Here is a 26,042-nt window from a genome sequence, read left to right as displayed (position 1 = left end):
TTCAGCCGCGCCGGTAGATCCAAAGCTGCGTCGGCGGAATGTTGCGGATGACGAAATGGAAATGCTCGACCGTATAGTCGCCGCGGCCGGGCGGGATCGGCGACAGCGGCCCGTAAGTCAGTTGCACGATCGGCCGGCCCGCCGGGATACGGTCGAGCAGGCTCTCGACATAGGCGATGCGCTGGGCGACCGGAAAATTGAGCAGCGGCACGCCCGATATCACCGAATCGAAGATCAGGTCGCGCCTGTCGCCGAGCGTTGCGTCGAGATTGAAGGCGTCGCCCTCGATGACGTTGACGCCTGGATAAAGCTGACGCAGATGGCGCACGAAATCAGTGGAATATTCGATCGCATAGAGATTTTCAGGCTTTATGCCCTGGGCGAGAATGGCGCGCGTGATGACGCCTGTGCCGGGCCCGACCTCGAGCACCGGCAGGCCGGATTTCGGATCGACGATCGAGGCCATCTTGCGCGCGGTGACGGAACTGGTCGGGACGATCGAACCGACCGCCTTCGGCTTGTCGATCCAGCCCTTGAAGAACTTCAACTCGTCGTCGAACTTTTCCGCCAGCGTCTTTCGCAGTCCGGGACTACGCGTCATCGAAAGTCCTCCTCAACGCTCCCTCGCATGCTACTTAACAGCTACGAGGTGCAAGACAAGGCGAATCCCCGGATAAGGTGTTGATGACGCTCGGGAAGTGTTTCCAGGGATCAGCTTCGGTGCTCGCCGAACGTTTCGAAAAAGTCCTTCATGCGGGCGAAAAATCCGCTCGACTGAGGCGAATTGTCCTTTGAGGAAAGCTGCTCGAATTCTTCCAGCAATTCGCGCTGGCGGCGCGAAAGGTTCTGCGGCGTCTCAACCACGGTCTGGATGTAGAGGTCGCCAATATTGGGCTGGCGCAGCACCGGCATGCCCTTGCCCTTGAGGCGGAACTGGCGACCGTTCTGGGTGCCTTCCGGCACCTTCACCTTCGTCTGGGTACCGTCCAGTGTCGTCACCTCGAACGAGCCGCCAAGCGCTGCCGTTGTCATCGAGATCGGCACCTTGCAATAAAGATCGGCGCCGTCGCGCTGGAAGAATTCGTGCGGCTTGACCGCGAGGAATATGTAGAGATCGCCGGACGGGCCGCCGCGTAGGCCGGCCTCGCCCTCATTGGCCAGCCGGATGCGGGTGCCGTCCTCGATGCCGGCAGGGATGTTTACGGACAGCGAGCGCTCCTCGGTGACACGGCCCTGGCCGGCGCATTTCGGGCACGGATCCTTGATGGTCTGGCCGCGCCCCTGGCATTGCGGGCAGGTGCGCTCGATCGAGAAGAAGCCTTGCGTGGCGCGCACCTTGCCGTGGCCGTTGCACATCGAACAGGTGACGGGCTGGGTGCCGGGCTTGGCGCCGCTGCCGGAGCATTCCGAGCAGGAGATCGAGGCCGGCACCCGAATCTGCGCGGTCTTGCCGGAAAATGCCTCTTCCAGCGTGATTTCCATATTGTAGCGCAGGTCGGCGCCGCGCTCGCGGCCGCCGGACGACCGGCGCTGGCGCCCGCCCATCATGTCGCCGAAAATGTCTTCGAAAATGTCGGCGAAGCCGCCGGCGCCAAAGCCCTGCGCCCCGCCATTCATGCCGCCGTGCTCGAAGGCCGCGTGGCCGAAGCGATCATAGGCGGCACGCTTTTGCGGGTCCTTCAGCGTTTCGTAGGCTTCGTTGATTTCCTTGAACTTGTGCTCGCAGGCATGGTCGCCTGGGTTGCGGTCGGGATGGAACTGCATGGCCAACTTGCGGAAAGCGCTCTTGAGCTCCTTCTCGTCGGCGCCCTTTTGCACGCCCAGCGTTTCGTAAAAATCAGCTTTCATGTTTTCCCGCAGTCCGGATAGTCAACGTCTTGAAGCATCGTTGCGTCGTTTGCCGGCACGCTGTTCCGATTTAGGTGTGATGGAGCCGCGATGCCAGTGTCTACGAGGCTTTGTCCGCATTTTTTCGGGGAGCTCCGCGTTTTTCTGGCAAAGGGTTGCAAAAAAGCCCGGCTGCGCGCCGGGCTTTTTGCTTACCTGTACCGTCAGGCGGTTCAGGCCGACTTCTTCTTCTCGTCGTCCTCGTCGATTTCCTCGAAATCGGCATCGACGACGTCGCTGTCCTTGGCGGCATCAGCCTTGGCGTCGGCCTCGGCGGCTTCCTTCTGCGAAGCCTCGTACATGGCCTGGCCGAGTTTCATCGAGACTTCGGCGAGCGTCTGCGTCTTGGCCTCGATCTCGGTCACATCGTCGCCTTCGGCGGCGGTCTTCAATGCCGCGATCGCATCGGCAATCGCCGTGCGGTCGGCCTCGGAAACCTTCTCGCCATATTCCTTCAGCGACTTCTCCGAGGAATGCACCAGCGCCTCGGCCTGGTTGCGGGCCTCGACCAGCGCGCGCCGCTTCTTGTCCGCTTCGGCATTGGCCTCGGCGTCCTTGACCATCTTCTCGATGTCGGCGTCCGAAAGGCCGCCAGACGCCTGGATGCGGATCTGGTGCTCCTTGCCGGTGCCCTTGTCCTTGGCCGAGACGTTGACGATGCCGTTGGCGTCGATGTCGAAGGTGACCTCGATCTGCGGCACGCCGCGCGGCGCAGGCGGGATGCCGACCAGATCGAACTGGCCGAGCGCCTTGTTGTCGGCGGCCATTTCACGCTCGCCCTGGAAGACGCGGATGGTCACCGCCGACTGTGAATCCTCGGCCGTGGAGAACACCTGGCTCTTCTTCGTCGGGATCGTCGTGTTGCGTTCGATCAGCCGCGTGAACACGCCGCCCAGCGTCTCGATGCCGAGCGACAGCGGCGTCACGTCGAGCAACAGCACGTCCTTGACGTCGCCCTGCAGCACGCCGGCCTGGATGGCGGCGCCCAATGCGACGACTTCATCCGGGTTGACGCCCTTGTGCGGCTCCTTGCCGAAGAACTGCTTCACGATCTCCTGGATCTTGGGCATGCGGGTCATGCCGCCGACCAGGACGACTTCGTCGATTTCGCCGGCCTTCAGGCCGGCATCCTTAAGCGCCGCCTTGCAGGGATCGATCGTGCGCTGGACGAGATCCTCGACCAGGCTCTCGAACTTCGCCCGCGTCAGCTTCAGCGTCAGGTGCTTGGGGCCGGTGGCATCGGCGGTGATGAAGGGCAGGTTGATTTCGGTCTGCGTGGTGGACGACAGCTCGATCTTGGCCTTTTCAGCCGCTTCCTTGAGGCGCTGCAGGGCGAGCTTGTCGTTCCGCAGGTCGATGCCTTGTTCCTTCTTGAACTCGGCCGCCAGATATTCGACCAGGCGCATGTCGAAATCCTCGCCGCCGAGGAAGGTGTCGCCATTGGTCGACTTCACCTCGAACACGCCGTCGCCGATTTCGAGCACCGAAATGTCGAACGTGCCGCCACCAAGGTCATAGACGGCAATCGTCTTGCCTTCCTTCTTGTCCAGTCCATAGGCAAGTGCGGCCGCCGTCGGCTCGTTGATGATGCGCAGCACTTCGAGGCCGGCGATCTTGCCGGCATCCTTGGTCGCCTGGCGCTGGGCGTCGTTGAAATAGGCCGGAACGGTGATGACCGCCTTCTCGACCTTCTCGCCGAGATAGGCCTCCGCCGTTTCCTTCATCTTCTGCAGGATCATCGCCGAGATCTGGCTGGGCGACTGCTTCTTGCCGCCGGCCTCGACCCAGGCATCGCCATTGTCGCCCTTGACGATCTTGTAGGGGACAAGCTTCTTGTCCTTCTCCGTCACCGGATCGTCGTAGCGGCGGCCGATCAGGCGCTTGACCGCGAAAATGGTGTTTTCAGGATTGGTGACCGCCTGGCGCTTGGCCGGCTGGCCGACGAGGCGCTCGCCGTCGCTGTTGATGGCGACGATGGAAGGGGTCGTGCGGGCGCCTTCCGCATTCTCGATGACCTTGGATTCCTTGCCATCCATGATGGCGACACAGGAGTTGGTTGTTCCCAGATCGATACCGATTACTTTTGCCATTGTTCTAATCTCTCCGCTAAGCAGGCTCTCAGGACCCGTACAGGCGTTCCGATGAAAGCCCCTGTTCACAAGAAATTCCGCTCCGGCAACCGGCATTCGGCGCTGGACGGCTTGGCGCGTATATAAGAACAGGCTGCGTGGCGCGCAAGCATTCTGCGCAAGGCGTTCACCATTCATCGCGGTTGATCGGATCCGGGACCGGCAGGCCGGTATTTTCCGGCGGTGATCCAGCCGGCCCGGCCCCGGCCCATGAACCTTTCCGCCTCGCCCCGCGACAGACGCTCAGGTGCCGCACGGTGCGGCCCCGGAAAGGAAAGCCCCATGACCACAGATCCAGAGGCTCCATGGTCTCATGGAACAGCAGGAGCTCAGCGCGACCTTCGCCTTCCCATGACCTGTGGGGGGAGATCCATGTCTTGCGACCACGGGGCGTTCGTGCGCTCTCGTGGCGGCCGTTTGCGCCGCGCCATCCAGGCTGCCAGCGGATTGTCGATCTTGGCGCTCGCCGCTGGGCTGAAGAAGCCCGATCTGCAGAAGGTGAAACAAGGCAACCGCAAGCTCTTCCTGCCACGGACGGCCAGGCTGCGGCGCCATTCGAACTGAAATCCAAGGCCGTGCACTGGAAAGGCCTTGGAGGAAAGGTCTGCACCAGAAGAGAAGTGGCTCGCACCGCTTCTCGCCTTCTGCGCGGACGCCGGATTCCTGTCGACAAGCGGCGCCGAGATGATTACGGCGAAGGCGGGCTCAACAACGGGAAGCGGACATGGCTCAAAAAACCCTGATTGCGCCATCGGTGCTGGCTTCCGATTTCTCGAAGCTCGGCGACGAGGTCGAGGCGGTGGCCGCCGCCGGCGCCGACTGGATCCACCTCGACGTCATGGACGGGCATTTCGTCCCGAACATCACCTTCGGGCCGCCGGTGATCAAGGCGATCCGCAACCGCACCAAGGCCTTCTTCGACTGCCATCTGATGATCGCCCCGGCCGATCCTTATCTGGCCGCCTTCGCCGACGCCGGCTGCGACGGCATCACGGTGCACGCCGAAGCCGGGCCACATCTCGACCGGTCGCTGCAAACGATCAAAAACCTTGGCAAGAAGGCCGGTGTGTCACTCAACCCCGCGACACCGGAGACGATGATCGAATACGTGCTTGACCGGCTTGATCTGATCCTGATCATGACGGTCAATCCGGGGTTCGGCGGCCAGGCCTTCATTCCGGCGATCGTCGACAAGGTGAAGCGGGTGAAGGCGCTGATCGGCGGCAGGCCGATCAGGATCGAGATCGACGGCGGCATCTCGCCCGAAACTGCGCCCCTGGTCACTGCCGCCGGCGCCAGCGTGCTGGTCGCCGGTGCGGCCATCTTCAAGGGCGGCAGCGTCGAAGCCTACCGGGCAAACATCGAGGCAATCAGGACGGCGGCGGACAAGGCGGCCGGCTGACCGCCGCCGTCCGGCCGGAGTCAGCCGCTCGGGGGGACTTATGAGCAACCATCTGTTCGATGCTTTCCGTGCCCGGACGCCCGCGCCCGGACGCCTTTTGATGGAGGCAGAGGACGGGCGCTCGATCAGCTATGGCGAAATGCTGGCGCGCTCCGCTCAACTGGCACATGCGCTGTCGCAGCTGGGCGTCGAAGCCGGCGACCGCGTCGCCGTTCGGGTCGAGAAGAGCCCGGAGGCCATTTTCCTTTATCTCGCCTGCCTGCGTGCCGGCGCGATCTTCCTGCCGCTCAACACCGCCTACACGCTGACCGAGCTCGACTATTTCTTCAGGGATGCCGAGCCGCGGCTGGTCGTCTGCGACCCGACGCGAGCGAGCGAAATCGGCGCCTTGGCGCAGGCCTCGGGCGCTGCGGTCGTGACACTCGGCAGGCAGGGCGAGGGTTCGTTGACCGATCGCGCCTCTGAGGCGGCCGTGGACTTCCACGATGTGGCGCGCGGGCCGGACGACCTTGCTGCGATCCTCTACACGTCCGGCACAACCGGCCGTTCGAAGGGCGCCATGCTCAGCCACGAAAACCTCGCCTCGAATGCGCGGGTGCTCGTCGACCTCTGGCGCTTCACTGCCGCAGACGTGCTGGTTCACGCGCTGCCGGTTTTCCACACGCATGGCCTTTTCGTCGCCACCAATGTCGTCCTGATGGCCGGCGCCACGATGCTGTTCGAAACCAAATTCGACCCGGCCCGCATCGTCTCGCAGCTGCCGCGCGCCACTGTCCTGATGGGCGTGCCGACCTTCTACGTCCGCCTGCTGCAGCAGGACGGTTTGAACCGGCAAGCGGCGAAAAACATCCGCCTGTTCATTTCTGGCTCGGCGCCGCTTTTGGCCGAGACGCACAGAGCCTGGCGAGAGCGCACCGGCCACGCCATCCTCGAGCGCTACGGCATGACCGAGACCAACATGAACACGTCGAACCCTTACGAGGGCGAGCGGCGTGCCGGCACGGTCGGCTTCCCCTTGCCCGGCGTTTCGCTTCGCATCACCGATCCCGAGAGCGGCGAAACACTTGCCTGGGGCGAGGTCGGAATGATCGAGGTCAAGGGCCCAAACGTCTTTTGCGGCTACTGGCGCATGCCGGAAAAGACCAGGGCCGAATTCCGTGACGATGGTTTCTTCATCACCGGCGATCTCGGGCTGATCGATGCCGACGGCTATGTCCACATCGTCGGTCGCGGCAAGGACCTGATCATTTCGGGCGGCTACAATATCTATCCAAAGGAAGTCGAGAGCGAGATCGACGCGCTGCCTGGTGTTGCCGAGAGCGCTGTCATCGGCGTTGCCCATCCGGATTTCGGCGAAGGCGTCACCGCGGTCGTGGTGCGGGCGCCGGGCTCGACCATCAGCGCCGCGGGGATCATCGAGGCTATCGCTGGGCGCCTTGCCAGGTACAAGCATCCGAAACGGGTGATCTTCGTCGACGAACTGCCGCGCAACACGATGGGCAAGGTGCAGAAGAACCTGCTTCGCGAGACCTATAAGGACCTCTATACGTCCAAAACCGGCTAAGCCGGAGGGATAGCGTTAGCTGCAAAAACTTTGGCGCCGTCGATCCAGACGCTTTTAATGTCCAGATCGTCCGACAGCGAAACGATGTTGGCGGCGGTGCCTTTGGCGAAACGCCCGAGCCGGTGCGACTGGCCGATCGCTTGCGCCGGATAGAGCGAGGCCATGCGCAAGGCTTCGTCGAGGTCGAGACCGACGACGCTGTGCATGAAGCGCACCGCGGAAATCATGTCGAGATCGGCGCCCGCCAGCGTGCCGTCGGCAAGTGTCAGCCTGCCATCCTTACGGTGGATGGTGCGGCCGTTCAGCGTGAACGAGGTCATGTCGGTACCGATCGTCGCCATGGCGTCGGTGACGAGCAGGATCTTGCCCGGCCCCTGCTTGGCGCGCAAGGCGATCGCCATGGTGGCGGGATCGACATGGATACCGTCGGCGATGACGCCGGCATAGAATGTGCCGGTATCGATTGCGGCGCCCGCCAGCCCTGGCTCGCGATTGCCGATCTGGCTCATCGCATTGAACAGATGGGTGACCACCGTTGCGCCGGCCTCGGCAAAGGCGCGAGCCGTGGCATAGCCGGTATCGGAATGGCCGATGCTGACGACAATGCCGGCCTTGCTAAGTGCCGACACCTGGCCGGGCTCGACGGATTCGGGCGCCACCGTCGTCAGCAGCACGGGCAGATTTTTCCGTGCGGCGATCAGCATCGCCTGGTCGGGGCCCAGCATTGGCCGGATCAGGGCCGGGTCATGCGCGCCCTTGCGGGCGATCGAAAGATGCGGCCCTTCAAGATGCAGGCCCAGGAACCCTGGCACCTTCCTCCGTGCCGCCTCGGCTCCGGCCGCAACCGCCGCGGCGGTGATCTCGGACGTGTCGGTGATCAGCGTCGGCAACAGCGCCGCCGTGCCGAAGGGCGCGTGCGCCCGGCAGATGGTCTCGATCGAGGCGACGTCGGGATGGTCGTTGAGCATGACGCCGCCGCCACCATTGACCTGCAAATCGATGAAGCCAGGCGCCAGCATGCCGCCGCCGGTCTCGATACGCGCAACACCGGGTGGAATAGCCCCGGCGGCAACGATGGCCTCGACGAGGCCGTCGCGCACGACAAGCGCCGCATTGTCGTGCCAGTCGTCGCCATCGAAAATCCGGGCGCCAGTCAGGGCGAAACGGTCGCTCATAGCGTTTCCGTTACCTTGCGCAAATTGGGCGGCGTGTCGGGGTCGAGGCCGCGATGGCGCGCAAAAGCCTCGACGAAACCATAGAACGACACGATCAGCGTCAGCGGGTCGGTCAGCGGATGACCGGTGGCGACATGCGGCAGCGGCTGTGCGCTCTTTGCCTTGCTCGACGTCACAAAGACGGCGGCGCCCTTGCCGGCCAGGCTGTCGGCGGCATCGGCCACCGACGGTTCGGACGCATCGCGAGCAGCCAGAGCCAGCACCGGGAAGCCGGGACCGACCAGCGCCAGCGGGCCGTGCATGACCTCGGCGGCACTATAGGCTTCCGCGTGCATGGCGCAGGTTTCCTTGAATTTCAGCCCCGCCTCGTTGGCGATCGCCGCCGACGGGCCACGGCCAAGGATGAACAGCGATTTCGGCGTCTCGAGTGCCGCAGCCAGCGCCATCCAGTCGCACGCGATCGCCTTGCGAAAATGCTCCGGCAGGCGGGCGAGTGCTGCCAGAAGTTTGTCGTCGCCGGTGCAATGCGCCATCAAGGCGAGCCCTGCGACGGCCGAATTGACGAAGGTCTTCGTCGCCGCAACGCTGCGCTCCGGTCCGGCCAGGATGTCGATCGCGTAGTCGCAGGCGCGTGCCAGCGGCGAATCGGCAGTGTTGGTGATGGCGACGGTCAGCGACCCGCCGGCCCGCGCCGCCTGCGCCATTGCGACGATGTCCGGGCTCTTGCCGGACTGCGAGATCGCCAGGCAGGCCGAGCCGCTCAGCTTCAGCTTGGCGCCATAGATCGAGGCGATCGACGGGCCGACCGATGCAACCGCCAGCCCGGCGGTCAGCTCCACGGCATATTTCATGAAGGTTGCGGCATGGTCGGACGAACCGCGCGCCACGGTGACGACGAAATTCGGGTCGCGCTCGCGAATGCCGCGCCCGGCCTCGGTCAGCACCGCGGCCGAGCCGTCGAGCAGGCGCGCGGTGGCCTCCGGGATCTCGTCGATCTCGCGCCGCATATGGGTAATTGTTGCGCTCATGACCGGCCCTCTTCGCCCGGCCCGCTTAGCCGGAGTTCGGCGACAAAATCATAGGCGTCGCCTCTGTAGATGGAGCGGGTGAACTCGATCACCTTGCCGCTCGCCAGATAGGAGATACGCTCGATATGCAGGCCGGCAATGCCTGGCGGCACTTCGAGCAGATGCGCATCGCCATCGCCGAGATTGGTGGCGGAAATGCGCTGCACGGCCCGCACCGGTCTGTTGCCGGTCTGTTCCAGCGCCGCGTAGAGCGACGAACCGATCGCCGCCGGATCGGGCAGCACGCTTGTTGATAGCGAGGCGCGCTCGATCGCCAGCGGCGTGTCGTTGGCGATACGAAGGCGCGCCACGCGCGCCACCAATTCGTTCGACGCCAGGCCGAGCACCATCATCTCGTCGGGCGACGGCGGATAGAGGCCGCGGTCGAGCCAGGCTGAACGCACCGCCATGCCGCGCCGCGCCATGTCTTCGGTAAACGAGGTCAGCATCGACAGCGACTGCTCGACGCGCTCCATGCGCGGCGCAACGAAGGTGCCGGAACCATGGCGCTGGACGAGGATGCCGCCCTTGACCAGGTCCTGCACCGCCTTGCGCACGGTGACGCGCGAAATGTCGGCCTTGCTGGCGATGTCGCGCTCGGAAGGCAGCGCATCGCCCGGTCCGATCAGCCCGCGTTTGACCGCATCCTCGATGCTCTTCCTCAGCTGCAGATAGAGCGGCGCGCCGCTCTGCGACGATTGTTTCAGCGCCGCGAATATCTGGTCGGCGGCCTCGCTCATCGCGCTGTCTCCGCCGTGTTTGCGAAAATCCGAACCGCCATCTGCACCGCGCCGCCCAGCGCGTCGTCGAGCGGCGGTTTCAGCAGCGCCCGGTAGCGGGCCGACAGGCGCGGCGCGTAAAGCGGCGCCAGCCCGCCGAGCAGGCAGAGCGGATCGTCGCCGCCCAGGTCGAGCACGCCAAGCGCTGCCTCGACATCGGCGACCGCCTTGTCGAGGATCCAGATAGCGACGACGTCGCCTTTTTCGGCGTGTTCGAACACCTTGGGCGCGAAGCCGCCGAAATCGCCGGGCTTGGCGTTGGTGGTGAATTCGACCACATCCTCGGGATTGTTGCGGAAGATGGCGAGCATTGCCTGCGTCAGCGGCGAGCCTTCGCGGATGCCGTCATAGGCGAGCAGCGTCTGCTCAAGCAGGTCGCGACCGATACGGGCGCCGCTGCCCTGGTCGCCGACCTGAAACCCCCAGCCGCCGATGGCGCGCGACTTGCCTTGTCTGCGCGCCATATAGGCGGTGCCGGTGCCGAGGATGGCCATGGCGCCGTCGCCGGAGCCGACCGCACCTTCCAGCGCGATTTCGGCGTCGGTCTCGACACGGCTGATGCGGAACGGCAGGATCGCTTCGAGCTGCTGCCTATAGGTGCCGACATTGGCGCCGGCCAGGCCGAGAACGGCCGGCGTTTGCGGGATCAGTGCGGGATCCCTGCCCGCGGCGACAAAGGCCTGCTGCGCCGCGTCGACGATGTTCGTCCTGGCGCCGGTGAGATCGGTGCGGATGTTGGCGGCGCCGCTTTTGGCGCGGCCGAGGACGCTGCCGTCGGCCGTTGCAAGGGCCGCCCTGCAGCTGGTGCCGCCGCCATCGATGCCGAGCACGAATTTCACGCGATTTCTCCTCGGGGCGGATAATACCAATAAAATACCAATAGCCAAGGGTTAATTTCCATTTCAAAAAAGTTAAGGCCTAGTTTGTTGAGAAATCAGCGGATTTCGTCTGCGGTCCCATCCCGACGCAGGGATTTCATTAATGCGTGTGGACAAGTGGTATTTTTTTGGTATTGTTTTCTGGATTGGAGGAAAGCGGATGGCAGAAACGCGCACCGAAGCGCTTCACCACAATGCCGAGGGACTGGACATCCAGGCCCCGGACGCCATCCTTTCCTCTTTGGCCAACGCACAGATCGAGGCCGCCAAGGCCGTGCACGGCGCCATTCCTGCCATTGCCGCGGCAGCCGAAATTATCGCAAGCAGACTGAAAAGCGGCGGCAAGCTCGCCTATGCGGCCGCCGGCAGCTCGGGCCTGATGGCATTGGCCGATGCGCTGGAACTGCCGGGCACTTTCGGTATCCAGCGCGACCGCATCGCCATCCTGATCGCCGGCGGCGACGAAGCTTTCAGGGCACTGGCCGGCGGGCCTGAGGATGACGTTGACGAAGCTTCGGCTGCGGTCGCCGCCGCCGGCATCGGCAATAGCGATTGCCTGATCGCCGTCTCGGCCAGCGGCTCGACACCTTACGCTGTCCGCGCGATCGAGGAAGCCAGGCGCCGCGGTGCGGCGACGATTGCCATCGCCAACAACAGGGATGCGCCGCTGCTGCGGCTGGCCGACATCGCCATCCTGCTCGAAACGCCGCCGGAGCTGATTGCCGGCTCGACGCGCATGGGCGCCGGCACCGCCCAGAAGATCGCGCTCAACATGCTGTCGACGCTGGCCGCCATCCATCTCGGCCATGTCCATGACGGCTACATGGTCAACCTCATGGCCGACAACATCAAGCTGCGCGACCGCGCCGCACGCATCGTCGCCGCCGTCAGCGGGCGCGACAAGGACGAGGCGGCGCGCCTGCTCGAAAAGAGCGGCGGCGTCGTCAAGACCGCCATTCTGCTCGCCGCCGGCGCCACCAGCGCCGACGCGGCCGAGAAGATACTGGAAGGGACCGGCCACAAGCTGCGGCCAGCCCTTTCCGCGATCGAGGGGAGCAAGGGGCGCCATGCCTCTGTTCTCATCAAAACCGAACCTGAAAAAGGTCAACAGGGAGACTGAGCATGACAACGAAGCTACTGACGGCACTTCTTCTCGGCACCGGCATTCTCGGCTCCGCCGGGGTGGCTTATGCCGACGACGTAACGCTCAACATCGAAAGCTGGCGCGGCGACGACCTTGCCATCTGGAAGGACAAGCTGATCCCGGCCTTCGAAGCCAAGAACCCGGGCATCAAGGTGGTCTTCGCGCCGTCGGCGCCAACCGAATATGACGCCGCCCTCGGCGCCAAGCTCGCCGCCGGCTCGGCCGGCGACCTGATCACCTGCCGCCCGTTCGACAAGTCGCTGGAGCTCTTCAAGAAGGGCAATCTCGCCGACATCTCGACCCTGCCCGGCATGGAGAACTTCTCCGACGTCGCCAAGGCCGCCTGGCAGACCGACGACGGCAAGTCGAGTTTCTGCGTGCCGATGGCCTCCGTCATCCATGGCTTCATCTACAACAAGGACGCCTTCGACAAGCTCGGCATCAAGGTGCCGGAGACGCGCGACGAATTCTTCGCCGCGCTCGACAAGATCAAGGCCGACGGCACCTACATCCCGATGGCGATGGGCACCAAGGACCTCTGGGAAGCGGCGACCATGGGCTACCAGAACATCGGCCCGAACTACTGGAAGGGCGAGGAAGGCCGCCTGGCGCTGATCAAGGGCGAGCAGAAGCTGACCGATCCGCAATGGGTCGAGCCCTTCAAGGAACTGGCCAGGTGGAAGGACTATCTCGGCGACGGCTTCGAGGCGCAGACATATCCGGACAGCCAGAACCTGTTCACGCTCGGCCGCGCCGCCATCTACCCGGCCGGCTCGTGGGAGATCGGCCTGTTCAACACGCAGGCGCAGTTCAAGATGGGCGCCTTCCCGCCGCCGGTGCAGAAGGCCGGCGACACCTGCTACATCTCCGACCACACCGACATCGGCATGGGCCTCAATGCGGCCTCGAAGAACGCGGATGCGGCCAAGACCTTCCTGTCCTGGGTGGCCTCGCCGGATTTCGCCACCATCTACGCCAACGCGCTGCCGGGCTTCTTCAGCCTGAACAACACCCCGGTGAAGATGGAAGACCCGCTGGCCCAGGAATTCGTCTCCTGGCGCGGCAAGTGCAAGTCGACGATCCGCTCGACCTACCAGATCCTGTCGCGCGGCACGCCGAACCTGGAAAACGAGACGTGGGTTGAATCGGCCAACGTCATCAACGGCACCGACACGCCGGAAGCTGCCGCCAAGAAGCTGCAGGACGGCCTCGACAGCTGGTATAAGCCGGCGAAATAAGAGCGCGGCGAAGCGTTGTCTCCCCCCTCGAGGGGGAGATTCGCCGAAGGCGACGGAGAGGGTCGGTCGAGGCAGGCTGCGGCTTGATCGTTGCTGAAAAGCGCGATCGAAACCACGATGGCGGGCCGCCTCGGCCGACCCCACCCGCCTCGCTGTGCGAGGCACCCTCCCCTCGAGGGGGAGGGAGGCGCCGCGCCCTTTGACGGCAATTGCAAGACCTGATCCGCGGGGACCGAACGCATGGCCGCAGCACCGAAAAGACCGTTCCGTTGGCATATCGGCGTTTTCCTGGCGCCGGCGTTGCTGGTCTATACGGCGATCATGATCCTGCCTCTGGCCGGCACGCTGCAGCTTTCCTTGTTCCGCAACATCAATCAGTCGCAGGTCTTCGTCGGACTGGAAAATTTCCGCATGCTGTTCGGTGACCCCAACTGGTCGGTCAACTTCTGGAACGCGCTCAGGAACAATGTCTGGTTCTTCATCATCCATATGCTGGTGCAGAACCCGATCGGCGTCCTTTTGGCCGCACTTCTGTCCAGCCCCAGGCTGCGGTTTTCCGCCTTCTACCGCACGGCGATCTTCGTGCCGACGATCCTGTCCTTCGTCATTGTCGGCTTCGCCTGGAAGCTGATCCTGTCGCCGCTATGGGGCGTGGCGCCGCATATGATGGACCTTGTCGGCCTGAAAAGCCTGTTCACGCCCTGGCTCGGCAAGGCGCAATATGCGCTGACCGCGCTCAGCCTGATCTCGGTGTGGCAATTCGTCGGCATCCCGATGATGCTGATCTATGCGGCACTGCTGTCCATTCCCGAAGAGGTGATCGAAGCGGCCGAATGCGACGGCATCACCGGGATGGCGCAGTTCTGGAAGATCAAGCTGCCGCTCATCCTGCCGTCGATCGGCATCATCTCGATCCTGACCTTCGTCGGCAATTTCAACGCTTTCGACCTGATCTACACCGCGCAAGGCGCGCTGGCCGGGCCGAACTATTCTACGGATATTCTCGGCACCTTCCTCTACCGCGCCTTCTTCGGTTTCCAGCTGCAGGTCGGCGATCCCAACATGGGCGCGGCGATCGCCACGATGATGTTCCTGATCATCCTCGGCGGCGTCTGCGTCTACCTGTTCCTCGTGCAGACGCGCCTGCGTCGCTACCAGTTCTGAGGCGCGACATGAGCACGGCAACCCGCTCGCTGCCCCGCACCATTGGCGCCCACGCGATCCTGTTGACCTACACCGCCATCGCGCTGTTTCCGGTCATCCTCGTCATCATGAATTCGTTCAAGTCGCGCGCAGGGATTTTCGGCGCGCCGCTGACGCCGCCGACGCCAGGGACCTTCGACCTGATCGGCTACGCCACGGTGATCGGCCAGGGCGACTTCATCCACTATTTCCAGAACAGCCTTGTCGTCACCGTCGCCTCGCTGTTCTTCGTGCTTCTGTTCGGCGCCATGGCTGCGTTCGCGCTGTCGGAATACCGCTTCCGCGGCAATTCGCTGATGGGGCTCTATCTGGCGCTCGGCATCATGATCCCGATCCGCCTCGGCACCGTCGCCATCCTGCAGCTGATGGTGGCGAGCGGGCTGGTCAACACGCTGACGGCGCTGATCCTGGTCTACACGGCGCAGGGCCTGCCGCTTGCCGTCTTCATCCTGTCGGAATTCATGAAGCAGGTCTCGGACGATCTGAAGAATGCGGGCAGGATCGACGGCCTGTCCGAATACACCATCTTTTTCCGGCTGGTGCTGCCGCTGGTGCGCCCATCGATGGCGACGGTCGCGGTCTTCACCATGATCCCGATCTGGAACGATCTGTGGTTCCCGCTGATCCTGGCGCCGTCGGAGGAGACCAAGACAGTGACGCTCGGCGCCCAGCTGTTCCTCGGCCAGTTCGTCACCAACTGGAACGCCATTCTGGCGGCACTGTCGCTGGCGATCATGCCGGTGCTGATTCTCTACGTCATCTTCTCGCGGCAGCTGATCCGCGGCATCACTTCGGGAGCGGTCAAGTGAGTTCGCAACAACCTCTTCGCGTCGTCGTCGCTGGTCTCGGCAATATGGGCCGCAGCCATGCGCTGGCCTATCACACCAATCCGGGCTTCGAGATCGCGGCACTGGTCAACCGTTCGGATGTGCCGCTGCCCGAAGGACTTTCGACCTACGGCATCCGGCGTTCCTTCGATCAGGCGCTGCTCGACGAAAGACCCGATGTCGCCTGCATCGCCACCTATTCCGACAGCCATGCCGACTATGCGGTGAGGGCGTTCGAGGCCGGCTGCCATGTCTTCGTCGAAAAGCCGTTGGCAACCACTGTCGCCGATGCAGAGCGCGTGGTCGCGGCAGCCAAGGCCAACGGCAAAAAACTGGTGATCGGCTACATCCTGCGCCACCATCCGTCCTGGATCCGGCTGATCACCGAGGCGCGTAAGCTCGGCGGCCCTTACGTGTTCCGAATGAACCTCAACCAGCAATCCTCCGGCCATAGCTGGGAGACGCACAAGCAGTTGATGCAGACGACGTCGCCGATCGTCGACTGCGGCGTGCATTATCTCGACGTGATGCTGCAGATCACCGACGCCAGGCCGGTCGAGGTGCGCGGCATGGGGCTGAGGCTGACCGACGAGATTGCGCCCACGATGTATAATTACGGCCACCTGCAGGTGCTGTTCGACGATGGTTCGGTCGGCTGGTATGAGGCCGGCTGGGGGCCGATGATCTCGGAGACGGCCTTCTTCGTGAAGGACGTGATCTCGCCCAATGGCTGCGTGTCGATCGTCATGAAGGAGGGCGTCAGGTCCGACGACATCGACACCCACACCAAGACCTCGACCATCCGCCTGCACAGTGCGGCGACCGGCGCGGACGGCAAGTTCGCCAAACCGGACGAGATGCTGTCGATGGAGGGCGAGCCTGGCCATCAGGATCTTTGCGACCTGGAACAGGCGTTTGTGCTGAAGGCGGTTCGCGAGGATCTCGACTTGACCCGTCACATGGACGACGCGGTGAAGTCGCTCGCCGTCTGCCTTGCCGCCGACGAGAGCGTGCGCAGCGGCCTCGCCGTGAAACTCTAGAACAGGGACGAAGCCGTGGGCTCGCTGAACATCGAGAATGTCAAAAAGGCCTTCGGGCCGGTAGAGGTGCTGAAGGGCATCAACCTCGAGGTGACGGATGGCGAGTTCGTCGTCTTCGTCGGTCCATCCGGCTGTGGAAAGTCGACGCTGCTCAGGGTCATTGCCGGGCTGGAGGACTCGACCTCGGGCCGCGTGGTGATCGACGGGGCGGACGTCTCCGCCACGCCGCCCGCCAAACGCGGCATCGCCATGGTGTTCCAAACCTATGCGCTCTATCCGCATCTGACGGTGAAGAACAACATGGGCCTCGGCCTCAAGCAGGCGGGCACACCGGCGGCCGAGATCGACCGCCGCATCGGCATCGCCTCGTCGATGCTGTCGCTGGAGCCCTACCTCGAGAGGCGGCCGGCCGAGCTTTCCGGTGGTCAGCGCCAGCGCGTCGCCATCGGCCGCGCCGTGGTGCGCGAGCCCAAGCTTTTTCTGTTCGACGAGCCGCTGTCCAACCTCGATGCCGCGCTGCGCGTCAACACCAGGCTGGAGATCGCCCAGCTGCACCGTCGGCTGAAGGCCACGATGATCTATGTCACCCACGACCAGGTCGAGGCGATGACACTGGCCGACAAGATCGTCGTGCTGAACGCGGGAAAGATCGAGCAGATCGGCGGACCGATGGAGCTTTACAATTCGCCGGCAAATGAATTCGTCGCCGGCTTCATCGGCTCACCGAAGATGAACTTCGTCGACGGGGCCAGGCTTGGCGAGACGGCCAAGACCATCGGTGTCCGTCCCGAGCACCTGACCGTCGATGCGAAATCCGGTGCCTGGAAAGGCACGGTTGTCCATGCCGAGCATCTTGGCGCCGACACCAATCTCTATCTCGACTGCGAGAAGGCCGGCTTGATCACCGTGCGCATTTTTGGCGTCTACAACGCCGAACCTGGTGCCACGCTTTACGCGACGCCGGATCCGGCGAAGACGTACCGGTTTGGGGCCGATGGGAGGGTGCTGAAGTAGCTGCTCTTTTTCCTTCTCCCACAAGGAGAGAAGGGAAGGGTGCGCTACACGTCAGCCCTGAACGTCTGCTTCTGGATGCCCAGCCCTTCGATGCCGAGCTCGACGACGTCGCCGGGCTTCAGGAACACCGGCGGCTTCATGCCGAGGCCGACGCCGGGCGGCGTGCCGGTCGAGATGATGTCGCCGGGGTGCAGCGACATGAACTGGCTGAGATAGGACACGAGATAAGCGACGCCGAAGACCATGGTCTTGGTCGAGCCGTTTTGCATCGTCTTGCCGTTGACCGTCAGCCACATCGGAATGTTCTGCGGGTCCTTGACCTCGTCCTTGGTCACCAGCCAAGGACCGATCGGCCCGAACGTGTCGCAGCTCTTGCCCTTGGTCCACTGGCCCTGGCGCTCAGCCTGGAAGGCGCGCTCGGAGACGTCATGCGCGACGCAATAGCCGGCGACATAATCCAGCGCCTCGGCCTCGGTGACATACTTCGCTTTTCTGCCGATGACCACGCCGAGCTCGACCTCCCAGTCGGTCTTGACCGAGCCGCGGGGGATCAGCACGTCGTCATTCGGCCCGACAATAGCCGAGCTCGCCTTCATGAAGATGATCGGCTCAGGCGGCACGGTAGCGCCGGTTTCGGCGGCGTGGTCGGAATAGTTGAGACCGATGCAGATGAATTTGCCGGTGCCGGCGACGCAGGCGCCGATCCGCGGCTTGCCGGAAACCGCCGGCAGCGTCTTTGGATCGAGCTTCGACAATGTCTCGAGCGATGCCGGATCAAGCACCTTGCCGGCAATGTCGGTAACATGGGCGGAGAGGTCGCGGATCGTTCCATCGGCATCGAGCAGGCCGGGGCGTTCGTTCCCCGCCTCGCCATAGCGCAGCAGTTTCATGCAGTTTTCTCCCAGTTGCGACCAGAGGCCGTTTGCAAACTCGCTCCGCTGCGGCGAATGGCGTGGGTTTCGAGAACCGGAGCGGAGCGTACTTAAGTACGTGAGCACCGGAAGCGCAGAAAGCCGCGTCAGGCGCCCGGCGGAGTAGGGTTTTCAAATGGCCCCTTAGATCGACCAGCCACCGTCGATATTATAAGCCTGCCCCGACGTATAGGTGGCGCCGGCCAGATAGACGGCGAGATCGGCGATTTCCTCGGGCGTGCCGAGGCGGCCCATCGGCTGGCGGGCGATGAAGGCGGCGCGAGCTGCTTCGTAGTCGCCCTGCGCATGCATGCGATCCTGCAGTGACGGGCTTTCGACCGTGCCCGGACAGATCGCATTGCAGCGTATGCCCTTGCCGACATAGTCGGCGGCGACCGATTTGGTCATGCCGATGACGGCTGCCTTGGTCAGCCCGTAAACGAAGCGGTTCGGCACGCCCTTGGTCGAACTGGCCAGCGACGCCATGTTGATGATCGAGCCGTCGCCGCGCTCCAGCATGCCGGGCAGCACGGCGCGGATGGTGCGGATCATCGAGCGGACATTGAGATCATAGGCGAAGTCGAGATCGCCGTCCTTCATCTCGAGGATCGAGCCGGAATGGACGAAGCCGGCGCAATTGAACAGCACGTCGACGGCGCCGATCTCGGCGAAAGCGGCATTCACCGCCTCGTCGTTCAGCACGTCGAGCTTGCGGGTCTTGATGCCGGGCGTCTTGCCGAGATCGGCGAGCACCACCTCGTTGATGTCGGTGGCATGGACGACGGCGCCGGCCTTGGCGAACGCCAGCGCACTTGCCCGACCGATGCCTTGCGCCGCCGCCGTGACGACAACGACCTTGCCAGTCAGATCCGCCATGCTTTTCTCCTCGCCCGTCTTTAATCGTTCGGCTTTTTACCGGCACAAGGCCGGGGCGCAATGTGCCAGGCGGGCACTACCATCCCGCCTGTTTCGATATTCGCCTGCCGGCCAAATGTTTTTTCTCGGTAAAGAACATCTTTTGGCCCGTCAAGCCCGGACGTCCCTCCGGGACACTCAGTCGCCGTAGGGCACCCAGACGTTCTTGACCTCGATCGCACGGCGCAGCAAGGCATCGCCGGCTGCTTCGCTCGACGCCCAGTCGAGGCTGTGGCCGTTGCCGGTCCAGACACGCTTGAGATTGCCGATGGACTCGGCCTCCGCCTTGGCACAGGTCTCGGCATCGGCGAACATCCAGAGCCCGTCGACATCGTCGTGCTTGGCCAGCACGCCGGCCAGCTCGGCGCTACGGCCCGTAACGATATTGATGGCGCCCGCCGGAACGTCGGAATATTCGATGACCTGGTAAAGGTCGGTGGCAAGCAGCGGGTATTTTTCGGATGGCACTGCGACTACGGTGTTGCCCATGGCAAGCGCCGGCGCCACCAGCGAGATCAGGCCAAGCAAAGGTGCGTTGTCCGGTGCGACGATACCGACGACGCCGACTGGCTCGTGCAGCGCCAGCGTGACGGCGCGGGCCGGCGGCTGGTGGACGCGGGCCTCGAATTTGTCGGCCAGGCCGGCGTAGAGGAACAGGCGCTCGATCGACAGCTCGACCTCTTCGCGCGCCGCCTTGGCGGTCGCGCCGGTGAGCTGGGTCAAACGGGCGGCAAACTCTTCGGCGCGGCCTGAAAGATTTTCGGCCACGTAGTAGAGTACCTGGCTGCGGTTGTAGGCGGTCGCCTCCGGCCAAGCCTTGCAGGCGCGCGCGGCCGCGACGGCGTCGCGGATATCCTTGCGGTTGCCGAGACCGACCTCGCCGGCAAGCTTGCCCTTGGCGCTGGCGATGGCCAAGGAATAATTGCCGTCCGGCCGGACCTGCTTGCCGCCGATGAACAGCTTTGCCGTGCGGTCGATGGCGCCACCTTCCGCCTGCTCGACAGGTTGGGCAGAAGAATTTGCGGGTTTGATGATCGGGCCGAGCGGCAGTTTTGCCGAGAGATATTCGAACATGCCCTCGCGCCCGCCTTCGCGGCCAAAGCCGCTCTCGCGATAGCCGCCGAAGCCGCAGGAGGCGTCGAACATATTGGTGCCGTTGACCCAGACGACGCCGGCCTTCAATTGCGGCGCGACGTGCAGGGCAAGATTGATGTTCTCGCTCCACACCGAAGCGGCCAGGCCATAGCGTGTGTTGTTGGCGAGCTCGATCGCTTCCTCGGTGTTGCGGAAGGTCATAGTGGCGAGCACCGGCCCGAACACCTCTTCCTGTGCCAAGATGTTAGCCGGCGAAACACCGGTCGCCAGCGTTGGCAGATGGTAATAGCCCGCGGCGGGCAGTGCCGAGTCCGGCTGCCAGCAGATCGCGCCCTGCTTGGCGCCCTCGGCGATCAGGCCCTTGACGCGATCGAGCTGAGTCAAATCGACCAGCGGGCCGATATCGGTGTTCTTGTCGAGCGGGCTGCCGACGCGCAGCCGGCTCATCCGCGTCTTGACCTTGGCGATGAAGGCGTCGGCGATGCCTTCCTGCATCAGAAGGCGCGAGCCGGCACAGCACACCTGGCCCTGGTTGAACCAGATGCCGTCAACCAGACCCTCGACGGCGCTGTCGAGGTCGGCATCCTCGAAAACGACGAATGCCGACTTGCCGCCAAGCTCCAGCGAAAGTTTCTTGCCCGAGCCGGCAGTGGCCTTGCGGATGATCTTGCCGACCTCGGACGAACCGGTGAAGGCAATCTTCTGGACGCCCGGATGGTTGACGATGGCCGCGCCCGCCTCCGGCCCGCCCTGGACGATGTTGACGACGCCCTTCGGCACGCCGGCGCGTGCGCAGATCTCGGCAAACAGGATCGCGGTGAGCGGCGTGAATTCCGCGGGTTTGAGCACCACGGTGCAGCCCGCGGCGAGCGCCGGCGCGATCTTCCAGGCGAGCATCAAGAGCGGGAAGTTCCACGGGATGATCTGGCCGACGACGCCGACGCCCTTGTGGCCGGGAAAATCCCGGTGCAGCGCCTGCGCCCAGCCGGCATGATGGATGAAATGGCGGATCGCCAGCGGCACGTCGATGTCGCGGCTTTCGCGGATCGGCTTGCCATTGTCGATTGTCTCAAGCACCGCGAACAGCCGTTGGTGGCGCTGCATGGCGCGGCCGATCGCATAGAGCACTTTGGCTCGGCTGTAGCCGGTGCTGGCGCTCCATTTCGGCAGCGCTTTTGTGGCGGCCGACACCGCCGCGTCGATATCGGCGGCACCAGCGTCCGACACCTTGGCCAGCAGCTTTCCCGAGGACGGATCGCTGGTGTCGAAGGTTTTGCCTCCGCTGGCTGCCTTCCAGTCGCCGCCGATGAACAGCGCCTTGCCGAAATCCCCCGCGGCCAGCCAGGCATCGGCCTCGTTGCGGGCTTCCGGCGCCAGCCCGTAATCCATGGCGTGATAGCGTTCGAGGATGTTCATGAAGCGCTCCGAATCACGCCATCGCGTGGCGATGATTGGCCGAGTAGTGGCCGGTCAGATGATGCTCGAGCTGGCGCTCGATATCGGTCAGAAGGCTCGATGCTCCGAAGCGGAACAGCTCCGGCTCCAGCCACGGACGGCCCAGTTCTTCCTTCATCAGCACCAGCCAATCGAGCGAGGCTTTTGCCGTGGAAATGCCACCGGCCGGCTTGAAGCCGATGAGATAGCCGGTTTCCTCGAAATAGGCGCGGATCGCGCGCACCATGGCAAGGCCGACCGGCAGCGTCGCGTTGACACTTTCCTTGCCGGTCGAGGTTTTGATGAAATCTGCACCCGCCATCATCGCCACCATCGAGGCGAGCATGACGTTGCGCAGCGTGGCGAGGTCGCCGGTACCGAGGATCACCTTCAGATGCGCCTCGCCGCAAGCGGCGCGCATCGAGACGATCTCGTTATAGAGCTCCTGCCATTTCGCCCCGAATACCAAACCGCGCGGGATGACGACGTCGATCTCGTCGGCGCCGTCGCGGACCGATGCTTCGATCTCTTGCAGGCGCGTCGAAAGCGGTGCAAGTCCATGCGGGAAGGCGGTCGAAACGGCGGCGACATGGACGCCGCTGCCGCGCAGCGCTTCGACGGCGGTGGCGACGAAGGGATGATAGACGCAGACCGCCGCCGGGCGGATCTTTTCACCAGTAATGCCGAGCCCTTCGACGATGTCGCGACGGAACGGGTTGACCGCCTTGGCACAGAGCCGGCGCACGCGCTCTTCCGTGTCATTCGAGTTCAGCGTCGTCAGGTCCATGCAGGCGACGGCGCGCAGCAGCCAGGCCGCCTGGTTATCGGCCTTGATCGAGCGTCTTTTGGTCAGGCTGGCGACGCGGCGTTCCAGCGCCGAGCGGTTGACGCTGCGCATCGATTCCATGAAGCCGAGATCGAGCCTCATGCCGGGATTGCGGGCAATGCCATGGGCTTGCGGCATCGGCGCATTGGCGGCGGCGCGCGCCGGCAGCGGCGTGATCTTGGACGTGCCGAGATCGGTTTCGCGGATTGTGCTGCTCATCTCCTGCCCCTTGTTCAGCGAGTTATGCCGAAGATAGACCGTGAAGCAGCGCTTCACGAGTCCTTCAAGCGGTCATAGCGGAAAAAGACGGTCGAGGCAGCCGACTTTTGACCGTATGGTCAAAATCAGGGTCGCAAACCAGTAGACTCTGAACTGCCGCGTCTCAGCCGACGAAGGCGCGCTCGACGACGAAGCTTGCCGGATGATGCAGCGAGCCTTCCTGGAAGCCGTGGCTTTCAGCCAGCTCCTTGACGTCCTTGAGCATATGCATCGAGCCGCAGATCATGATGCGGTCGGTCTCGGGATTGAGCCTGTCGATGCCGAGATCGGTGTAGAATTTGCCCGAGCCGATCAGCGCGGTGATGCGGCCCATGCGCTCGGAGGTCTCGCGCGTTGTCGAATTATACAGCGTGACGCGGCCGCCGGTAAGCTCGCCGATCAGCGGATCGTTCTCCAGTGCGGCCACCAGTTCCTGGCCGTAGGTGAGCTCGGCATTGTCGCGGCAGGTATGGGTCAGGATAACCTGCTCGAACTTCTCATAAGTATCGGGATCGCGCAGCAGGCTGGCGAAGGGAGCAATGCCGGTGCCGGTCGAGATCATGAACAGGCGCTTGGCTGGCGTCAGCGCGTCGACCACCAGCGTGCCCGTCGACTTCTGCCGCATGATGACGGTATCGCCGATCTCGATTTTCTGCAGCTCCGAGGTAAGCGGGCCGTCCGGCACCTTGATCGAGAAGAACTCGAGTTCGTCGTCCCAGGACGGGCTGGCGATCGAATAGGCGCGGAACACTGGCTTCTCGGCATTGGGCAGGCCGATCATGACGAATTCGCCGGAGCGAAAGCGCAGCGACTGCGGCCGGGTGATGCGGAACGAAAACAGCCGGTCGGTATAATGCTTCACCGAGACCACGGTTTCGGCATAGACATTGGCCGGTATCGGGAACTGCAACGGCCGGGAGCCGGCTGTGTTGAACGCGGATGTGGTGTTCATCAAACCTAACCTTCTGGGCCGGCTCAGCGCCGGCGCCAAATCTCCACCTGCGCGCCCGAACCGGTCAGGTTCCAGCGTGCCGTTTGCACACTCCGAAGCGGTAAGCTCTTGTGTCCGGAATTTATTAGTATACAAACGATATTTGCGTCAAGACGCCGCCGTAAAACAGCTTTCCAAACTAGGGCATGTAGGCAGTTCGGGCATTTCGGGTTTCGACAATGGGACAGAATTTTTCGGCGCAAGCGCTGGATTCGACTGGCAGCGTCGTCGCCGGCATCGATGTCGGCGGAACTTTTACCGACCTCCTTCTGATCGACGGCCGTGACGGTGGCCGGGTGCACATCGCCAAGACCCCGACGACAGTCGACAACCAGGCGTTCGGCGTCGTTTCGGCACTTGGCGCCACCGGATTTCCGGTCGACGGCATCGACCTCATCGTGCACGGCACGACGACGACCACCAACGCGGTCCTGGAGCGCCGGCTGGCCAAGACCGGCATGATCACCACGCGCGGCTTTCGCGACGTCATCGAGCTTGGCCGGCGGACACGGCCGCAGGCTTATGGCATGACGGGCACCTTCGTCCCGATCATTCCGCGCAATCTGCGGCTCGAAGTGTCGGAGCGGGTCGAGGCCTCGGGCGCGGTGCGCATCCCGCTCGACGAGGCCGAAATGCGGACAGCGGTTTCACAACTGATCGCAGCCGGCTGCGAATCCCTGGTCATCCATTTCCTGCATTCCTATGCCAACCCGGCGCATGAGCGGCGCGCCGCCGAGACAGCGGCCGAGCTTTGGCCGAACGGCTACATCACGACAGGCCACGCCCTGCTTTCGGAAGCGCGCGAATTCGAGCGCGGGGTGACCGCTTCGGTCAACGCCTCGGTGCAGCCGATCCTCGAACGCTATGTCGAGCGGCTGCGCAAGGAGCTGGCGTCAAAAGGCTACGCCCGCGACTTCCTGATCATGAACGGCAATGGCGGCATGATCTCGGCCCGCTTTGTCACACGTGAGTCGGCCAAGACCGTCATGTCCGGCCCCGCTTCCGGCGTCATTGCTGCCGCCTATACCGGCAAACGCGCCGGCTTCGAAAACCTGGTCACCTACGACATGGGCGGCACCTCGACCGACGTGGCGCTGATCCGCAACGCCGAGCCGGCAGTGTCGAACGAGATCGAGATCGAATATGCGATGCCGATCCACGTGCCGATGGTGGCGGTGCATACGGTCGGCGCCGGCGGCGGCTCGATCGCCCGGGTCGATGCGGCAGGCCTGATCCAGGTCGGCCCGGAAAGCGCCGGCGCCAATCCCGGGCCAATCTGCTACGGACGCGGCGGCTTGGAGCCGACCATCACCGACGCGAATCTGGTGCTCGGCAGGCTGGCGCCGAAGAAGCTGCTCGCGGTGGAAAACCCGGTCACCGTCGAACGGGTCACCGGCATATTCGAGGACAGGATCGGCCGCGCCACAGGCTTGTCCGGCGTCGAAGCGGCGGGTGCGGTGCTGCGGCTCGGCAACGTGAAGATGGCCGGCGCCATCCGCATGGTCTCGGTGTCGCGCGGCCACGACCCGCGCGATTTCGCGCTGTTCGCCTTCGGCGGCGCCGGTCCGCTGCATGCGACGGCATTGGCGCGCGAGCTCGGCCTGCCCCGGGTGCTGGTGCCGGCGCGGCCGGGCATTACCAATGCGCTCGGCTGCGTCGTCGCCGATCTGCGCCATGACTTCGTCAACACGGTTAACCAGCCGGTGGCGGGGCTCGATGAAGCCCAGCTCCAAGCTATATTGGAACGGCACCGAAACGAAGGCGAAGAGTTGATCGGCAAGGAAGCGGTGAAGCCGGAGACGATCCGCGTCACGCATTCCGCCGACATGCAGTTCGTCGGCCAGACGCATATTATTAACGTGCCGCTGCCGTCGTCTGCGGTGACGCGCGAGGTCCTGCAGCAACTGTTCGAGAAGGCCTATTTCGCCCGCTTCAAGGTCGAGCTGCCGGAAATCCGCGCCAATCTGGTCAACCTCAACACCTCGGTCACCGGCGTACGGCCGGCAATCGATCTGTCGCGGCTGATCGACCCGGCTGGGCGCGCCAAAACGCTCGAAGAGGCGCGGCGCGAAATCCGGCCGGTCTGGTATGGCGGGCGCTGGTACGATACGCCGGTCTACAGCAGGGAAAAGCTGCCGCTCGACGCAGTCATCATGGGGCCGGCGATCCTCGAACAGATGGACGCCACCACAGTGCTCGAGCCCGGCGACCGGGCGCGGTCGGATGCCGACGGCAACATCATCATCGATATCGGCGAGGCCTGAG

General features: G+C 64.0%; 22 protein-coding genes. 10 read left to right on the top strand and 12 right to left on the bottom strand.

Going from position 1 to position 26,042, the window contains the following annotated elements; translation table 11 throughout:
- Window position 1 precedes the first annotated feature (1 nt).
- The 3 genes from pmtA to dnaK all read right to left on the bottom strand — a co-directional run bounded on the left by pmtA (window position 2) and on the right by dnaK (window position 3,977).
- A complete protein-coding gene (gene pmtA / locus NKH17_RS21640; protein WP_352879165.1) occupies window positions 2-601 on the bottom strand; it encodes a phospholipid N-methyltransferase PmtA in 600 nt (199 codons plus the stop codon).
- 110 nt (window positions 602-711) lie between these two features.
- A complete protein-coding gene (gene dnaJ, locus NKH17_RS21635; protein ID WP_254815727.1) occupies window positions 712-1,848 on the bottom strand; it encodes a molecular chaperone DnaJ in 1,137 nt (378 codons plus the stop codon).
- 212 nt (window positions 1,849-2,060) lie between these two features.
- On the bottom strand, window positions 2,061-3,977 hold the full coding sequence (dnaK, locus tag NKH17_RS21630; protein ID WP_023679851.1) for a molecular chaperone DnaK: 1,917 nt from the start codon (window positions 3,975-3,977) through the stop codon (window positions 2,061-2,063).
- A 411-nt stretch (window positions 3,978-4,388) separates the two neighbouring features.
- Between dnaK and NKH17_RS21625 the strand changes: the two genes are divergently transcribed.
- The 3 genes from NKH17_RS21625 (at window position 4,389) to NKH17_RS21615 (ending at window position 6,982) form a co-directional block, all read left to right on the top strand.
- A complete protein-coding gene (locus NKH17_RS21625; RefSeq protein ID WP_352476899.1) occupies window positions 4,389-4,580 on the top strand; it encodes a hypothetical protein in 192 nt (63 codons plus the stop codon).
- Window positions 4,581-4,740: 160 nt separating this feature from the next.
- The gene (gene rpe / locus NKH17_RS21620) at window positions 4,741-5,418 is read left to right on the top strand and encodes a ribulose-phosphate 3-epimerase (RefSeq protein WP_352701094.1); all 678 of its coding nucleotides are present in this window, start codon (window positions 4,741-4,743) and stop codon (window positions 5,416-5,418) included.
- Between the two features lie 40 nt (window positions 5,419-5,458).
- Window positions 5,459-6,982, top strand: coding sequence for a malonate--CoA ligase (locus NKH17_RS21615; protein ID WP_352898305.1), 1,524 nt, complete (start codon window positions 5,459-5,461; stop codon window positions 6,980-6,982).
- On the opposite strand, the gene nagA is transcribed toward NKH17_RS21615, so the two are convergent.
- From nagA to NKH17_RS21595, 4 genes are read right to left on the bottom strand one after another with little or no spacing between them, the layout of a single operon-like run.
- Window positions 6,979-8,157, bottom strand: coding sequence for an N-acetylglucosamine-6-phosphate deacetylase (gene nagA / locus NKH17_RS21610; protein WP_352898308.1), 1,179 nt, complete (start codon window positions 8,155-8,157; stop codon window positions 6,979-6,981). The genes NKH17_RS21615 and nagA overlap by 4 nt on opposite strands.
- A complete protein-coding gene (locus NKH17_RS21605) occupies window positions 8,154-9,185 on the bottom strand; it encodes an SIS domain-containing protein (RefSeq protein ID WP_352898311.1) in 1,032 nt (343 codons plus the stop codon). Before NKH17_RS21605 ends, nagA begins: the two co-directional genes overlap by 4 nt.
- Complete coding sequence (locus tag NKH17_RS21600; protein WP_352898313.1) at window positions 9,182-9,964, bottom strand: GntR family transcriptional regulator; 783 nt, start codon at window positions 9,962-9,964, stop codon at window positions 9,182-9,184. Before NKH17_RS21600 ends, NKH17_RS21605 begins: the two co-directional genes overlap by 4 nt.
- Window positions 9,961-10,842, bottom strand: a complete 882-nt coding sequence (locus tag NKH17_RS21595) for a glucosamine kinase nucleotide-binding domain-containing protein (RefSeq protein WP_352476905.1) — start codon at window positions 10,840-10,842, stop codon at window positions 9,961-9,963. The genes NKH17_RS21600 and NKH17_RS21595 overlap by 4 nt, the downstream gene beginning before the upstream one ends.
- A 199-nt stretch (window positions 10,843-11,041) precedes the next feature.
- Between NKH17_RS21595 and NKH17_RS21590 the strand changes: the two genes are divergently transcribed.
- The 6 genes from NKH17_RS21590 (at window position 11,042) to NKH17_RS21565 (ending at window position 17,347) form a co-directional block, all read left to right on the top strand.
- Window positions 11,042-12,001: an N-acetylmuramic acid 6-phosphate etherase gene (locus NKH17_RS21590; RefSeq protein ID WP_352648351.1), complete on the top strand. Its 960-nt coding sequence runs from the start codon at window positions 11,042-11,044 to the stop codon at window positions 11,999-12,001.
- 2 nt (window positions 12,002-12,003) lie between these two features.
- Window positions 12,004-13,263 (top strand): ABC transporter substrate-binding protein, encoded by a 1,260-nt coding sequence (locus NKH17_RS21585; RefSeq protein ID WP_352648349.1) that lies wholly within the window; start codon window positions 12,004-12,006, stop codon window positions 13,261-13,263.
- A gap of 240 nt (window positions 13,264-13,503) precedes the next feature.
- On the top strand, window positions 13,504-14,427 hold the full coding sequence (locus tag NKH17_RS21580; RefSeq protein ID WP_023718922.1) for a carbohydrate ABC transporter permease: 924 nt from the start codon (window positions 13,504-13,506) through the stop codon (window positions 14,425-14,427).
- Window positions 14,428-14,435: 8 nt separating this feature from the next.
- Complete coding sequence (locus NKH17_RS21575) at window positions 14,436-15,275, top strand: carbohydrate ABC transporter permease (protein ID WP_254815738.1); 840 nt, start codon at window positions 14,436-14,438, stop codon at window positions 15,273-15,275.
- Window positions 15,272-16,333 (top strand): Gfo/Idh/MocA family protein, encoded by a 1,062-nt coding sequence (locus NKH17_RS21570; protein WP_352647997.1) that lies wholly within the window; start codon window positions 15,272-15,274, stop codon window positions 16,331-16,333. Before NKH17_RS21575 ends, NKH17_RS21570 begins: the two co-directional genes overlap by 4 nt.
- 15 nt (window positions 16,334-16,348) lie before the next feature.
- Window positions 16,349-17,347 carry an ABC transporter ATP-binding protein gene (locus NKH17_RS21565; protein ID WP_352476910.1) on the top strand — a complete coding sequence of 333 codons (999 nt, stop codon included), beginning with the start codon at window positions 16,349-16,351 and terminating at the stop codon, window positions 17,345-17,347.
- Between the two features lie 44 nt (window positions 17,348-17,391).
- Here NKH17_RS21565 and NKH17_RS21560 read toward each other — a convergent pair whose 3' ends face one another.
- From NKH17_RS21560 to NKH17_RS21540, 5 genes are all read right to left on the bottom strand, one after another.
- Window positions 17,392-18,237, bottom strand: coding sequence for a fumarylacetoacetate hydrolase family protein (locus NKH17_RS21560; protein WP_352898320.1), 846 nt, complete (start codon window positions 18,235-18,237; stop codon window positions 17,392-17,394).
- A 165-nt stretch (window positions 18,238-18,402) separates the two neighbouring features.
- On the bottom strand, window positions 18,403-19,134 hold the full coding sequence (locus NKH17_RS21555; RefSeq protein WP_352898323.1) for an SDR family oxidoreductase: 732 nt from the start codon (window positions 19,132-19,134) through the stop codon (window positions 18,403-18,405).
- A 177-nt stretch (window positions 19,135-19,311) separates the two neighbouring features.
- Entirely contained in the window at window positions 19,312-21,684 is a 2,373-nt protein-coding gene (locus tag NKH17_RS21550) for an aldehyde dehydrogenase family protein (RefSeq protein ID WP_352898325.1), read from the bottom strand.
- A 13-nt stretch (window positions 21,685-21,697) separates the two neighbouring features.
- Complete coding sequence (gene deoC / locus NKH17_RS21545) at window positions 21,698-22,747, bottom strand: deoxyribose-phosphate aldolase (RefSeq protein WP_352476913.1); 1,050 nt, start codon at window positions 22,745-22,747, stop codon at window positions 21,698-21,700.
- A 163-nt stretch (window positions 22,748-22,910) separates the two neighbouring features.
- On the bottom strand, window positions 22,911-23,738 hold the full coding sequence (locus NKH17_RS21540; protein ID WP_352898327.1) for a ferredoxin--NADP reductase: 828 nt from the start codon (window positions 23,736-23,738) through the stop codon (window positions 22,911-22,913).
- A 218-nt stretch (window positions 23,739-23,956) separates the two neighbouring features.
- Between NKH17_RS21540 and NKH17_RS21535 the strand changes: the two genes are divergently transcribed.
- On the top strand, window positions 23,957-26,041 hold the full coding sequence (locus tag NKH17_RS21535; protein ID WP_352898329.1) for a hydantoinase/oxoprolinase family protein: 2,085 nt from the start codon (window positions 23,957-23,959) through the stop codon (window positions 26,039-26,041).
- The last annotated feature ends 1 nt before the right edge of the window (window position 26,042 follow it).

The sequence above is a fragment of the Mesorhizobium sp. M1334 genome (assembly GCF_040317995.1).
Taxonomy (GTDB): Bacteria; Pseudomonadota; Alphaproteobacteria; order Rhizobiales; family Rhizobiaceae; genus Mesorhizobium.
The sequence above is the reverse complement of the archived record's forward strand: the minus strand, read 5'-3'. Positions and strand labels throughout refer to the sequence as shown.

Excerpts from the sequence above, each read along its gene's own strand:
- NKH17_RS21625 (WP_352476899.1), top strand. The coding sequence starts at position 4,389 with ATGTCTTGCGACCACGGGGCGTTCGTGCGCTCTCGTGGCGGCCGTTTG.
- deoC (WP_352476913.1), bottom strand. The coding sequence starts at position 22,747 with ATGAGCAGCACAATCCGCGAAACCGATCTCGGCACGTCCAAGATCACG.
- NKH17_RS21550 (WP_352898325.1), bottom strand. The coding sequence starts at position 21,684 with ATGAACATCCTCGAACGCTATCACGCCATGGATTACGGGCTGGCGCCG.
- NKH17_RS21580 (WP_023718922.1), top strand. The coding sequence starts at position 13,504 with ATGGCCGCAGCACCGAAAAGACCGTTCCGTTGGCATATCGGCGTTTTC.
- NKH17_RS21540 (WP_352898327.1), bottom strand. The coding sequence starts at position 23,738 with ATGAACACCACATCCGCGTTCAACACAGCCGGCTCCCGGCCGTTGCAG.
- dnaK (WP_023679851.1), bottom strand. The coding sequence starts at position 3,977 with ATGGCAAAAGTAATCGGTATCGATCTGGGAACAACCAACTCCTGTGTC.
- NKH17_RS21575 (WP_254815738.1), top strand. The coding sequence starts at position 14,436 with ATGAGCACGGCAACCCGCTCGCTGCCCCGCACCATTGGCGCCCACGCG.
- NKH17_RS21605 (WP_352898311.1), bottom strand. The coding sequence starts at position 9,185 with ATGAGCGCAACAATTACCCATATGCGGCGCGAGATCGACGAGATCCCG.
- NKH17_RS21585 (WP_352648349.1), top strand. The coding sequence starts at position 12,004 with ATGACAACGAAGCTACTGACGGCACTTCTTCTCGGCACCGGCATTCTC.
- NKH17_RS21535 (WP_352898329.1), top strand. The coding sequence starts at position 23,957 with ATGGGACAGAATTTTTCGGCGCAAGCGCTGGATTCGACTGGCAGCGTC.
- rpe (WP_352701094.1), top strand. The coding sequence starts at position 4,741 with ATGGCTCAAAAAACCCTGATTGCGCCATCGGTGCTGGCTTCCGATTTC.
- NKH17_RS21555 (WP_352898323.1), bottom strand. The coding sequence starts at position 19,134 with ATGGCGGATCTGACTGGCAAGGTCGTTGTCGTCACGGCGGCGGCGCAA.
- NKH17_RS21560 (WP_352898320.1), bottom strand. The coding sequence starts at position 18,237 with ATGAAACTGCTGCGCTATGGCGAGGCGGGGAACGAACGCCCCGGCCTG.
- NKH17_RS21615 (WP_352898305.1), top strand. The coding sequence starts at position 5,459 with ATGAGCAACCATCTGTTCGATGCTTTCCGTGCCCGGACGCCCGCGCCC.
- NKH17_RS21590 (WP_352648351.1), top strand. The coding sequence starts at position 11,042 with ATGGCAGAAACGCGCACCGAAGCGCTTCACCACAATGCCGAGGGACTG.
- pmtA (WP_352879165.1), bottom strand. The coding sequence starts at position 601 with ATGACGCGTAGTCCCGGACTGCGAAAGACGCTGGCGGAAAAGTTCGAC.
- dnaJ (WP_254815727.1), bottom strand. The coding sequence starts at position 1,848 with ATGAAAGCTGATTTTTACGAAACGCTGGGCGTGCAAAAGGGCGCCGAC.
- nagA (WP_352898308.1), bottom strand. The coding sequence starts at position 8,157 with ATGAGCGACCGTTTCGCCCTGACTGGCGCCCGGATTTTCGATGGCGAC.
- NKH17_RS21600 (WP_352898313.1), bottom strand. The coding sequence starts at position 9,964 with ATGAGCGAGGCCGCCGACCAGATATTCGCGGCGCTGAAACAATCGTCG.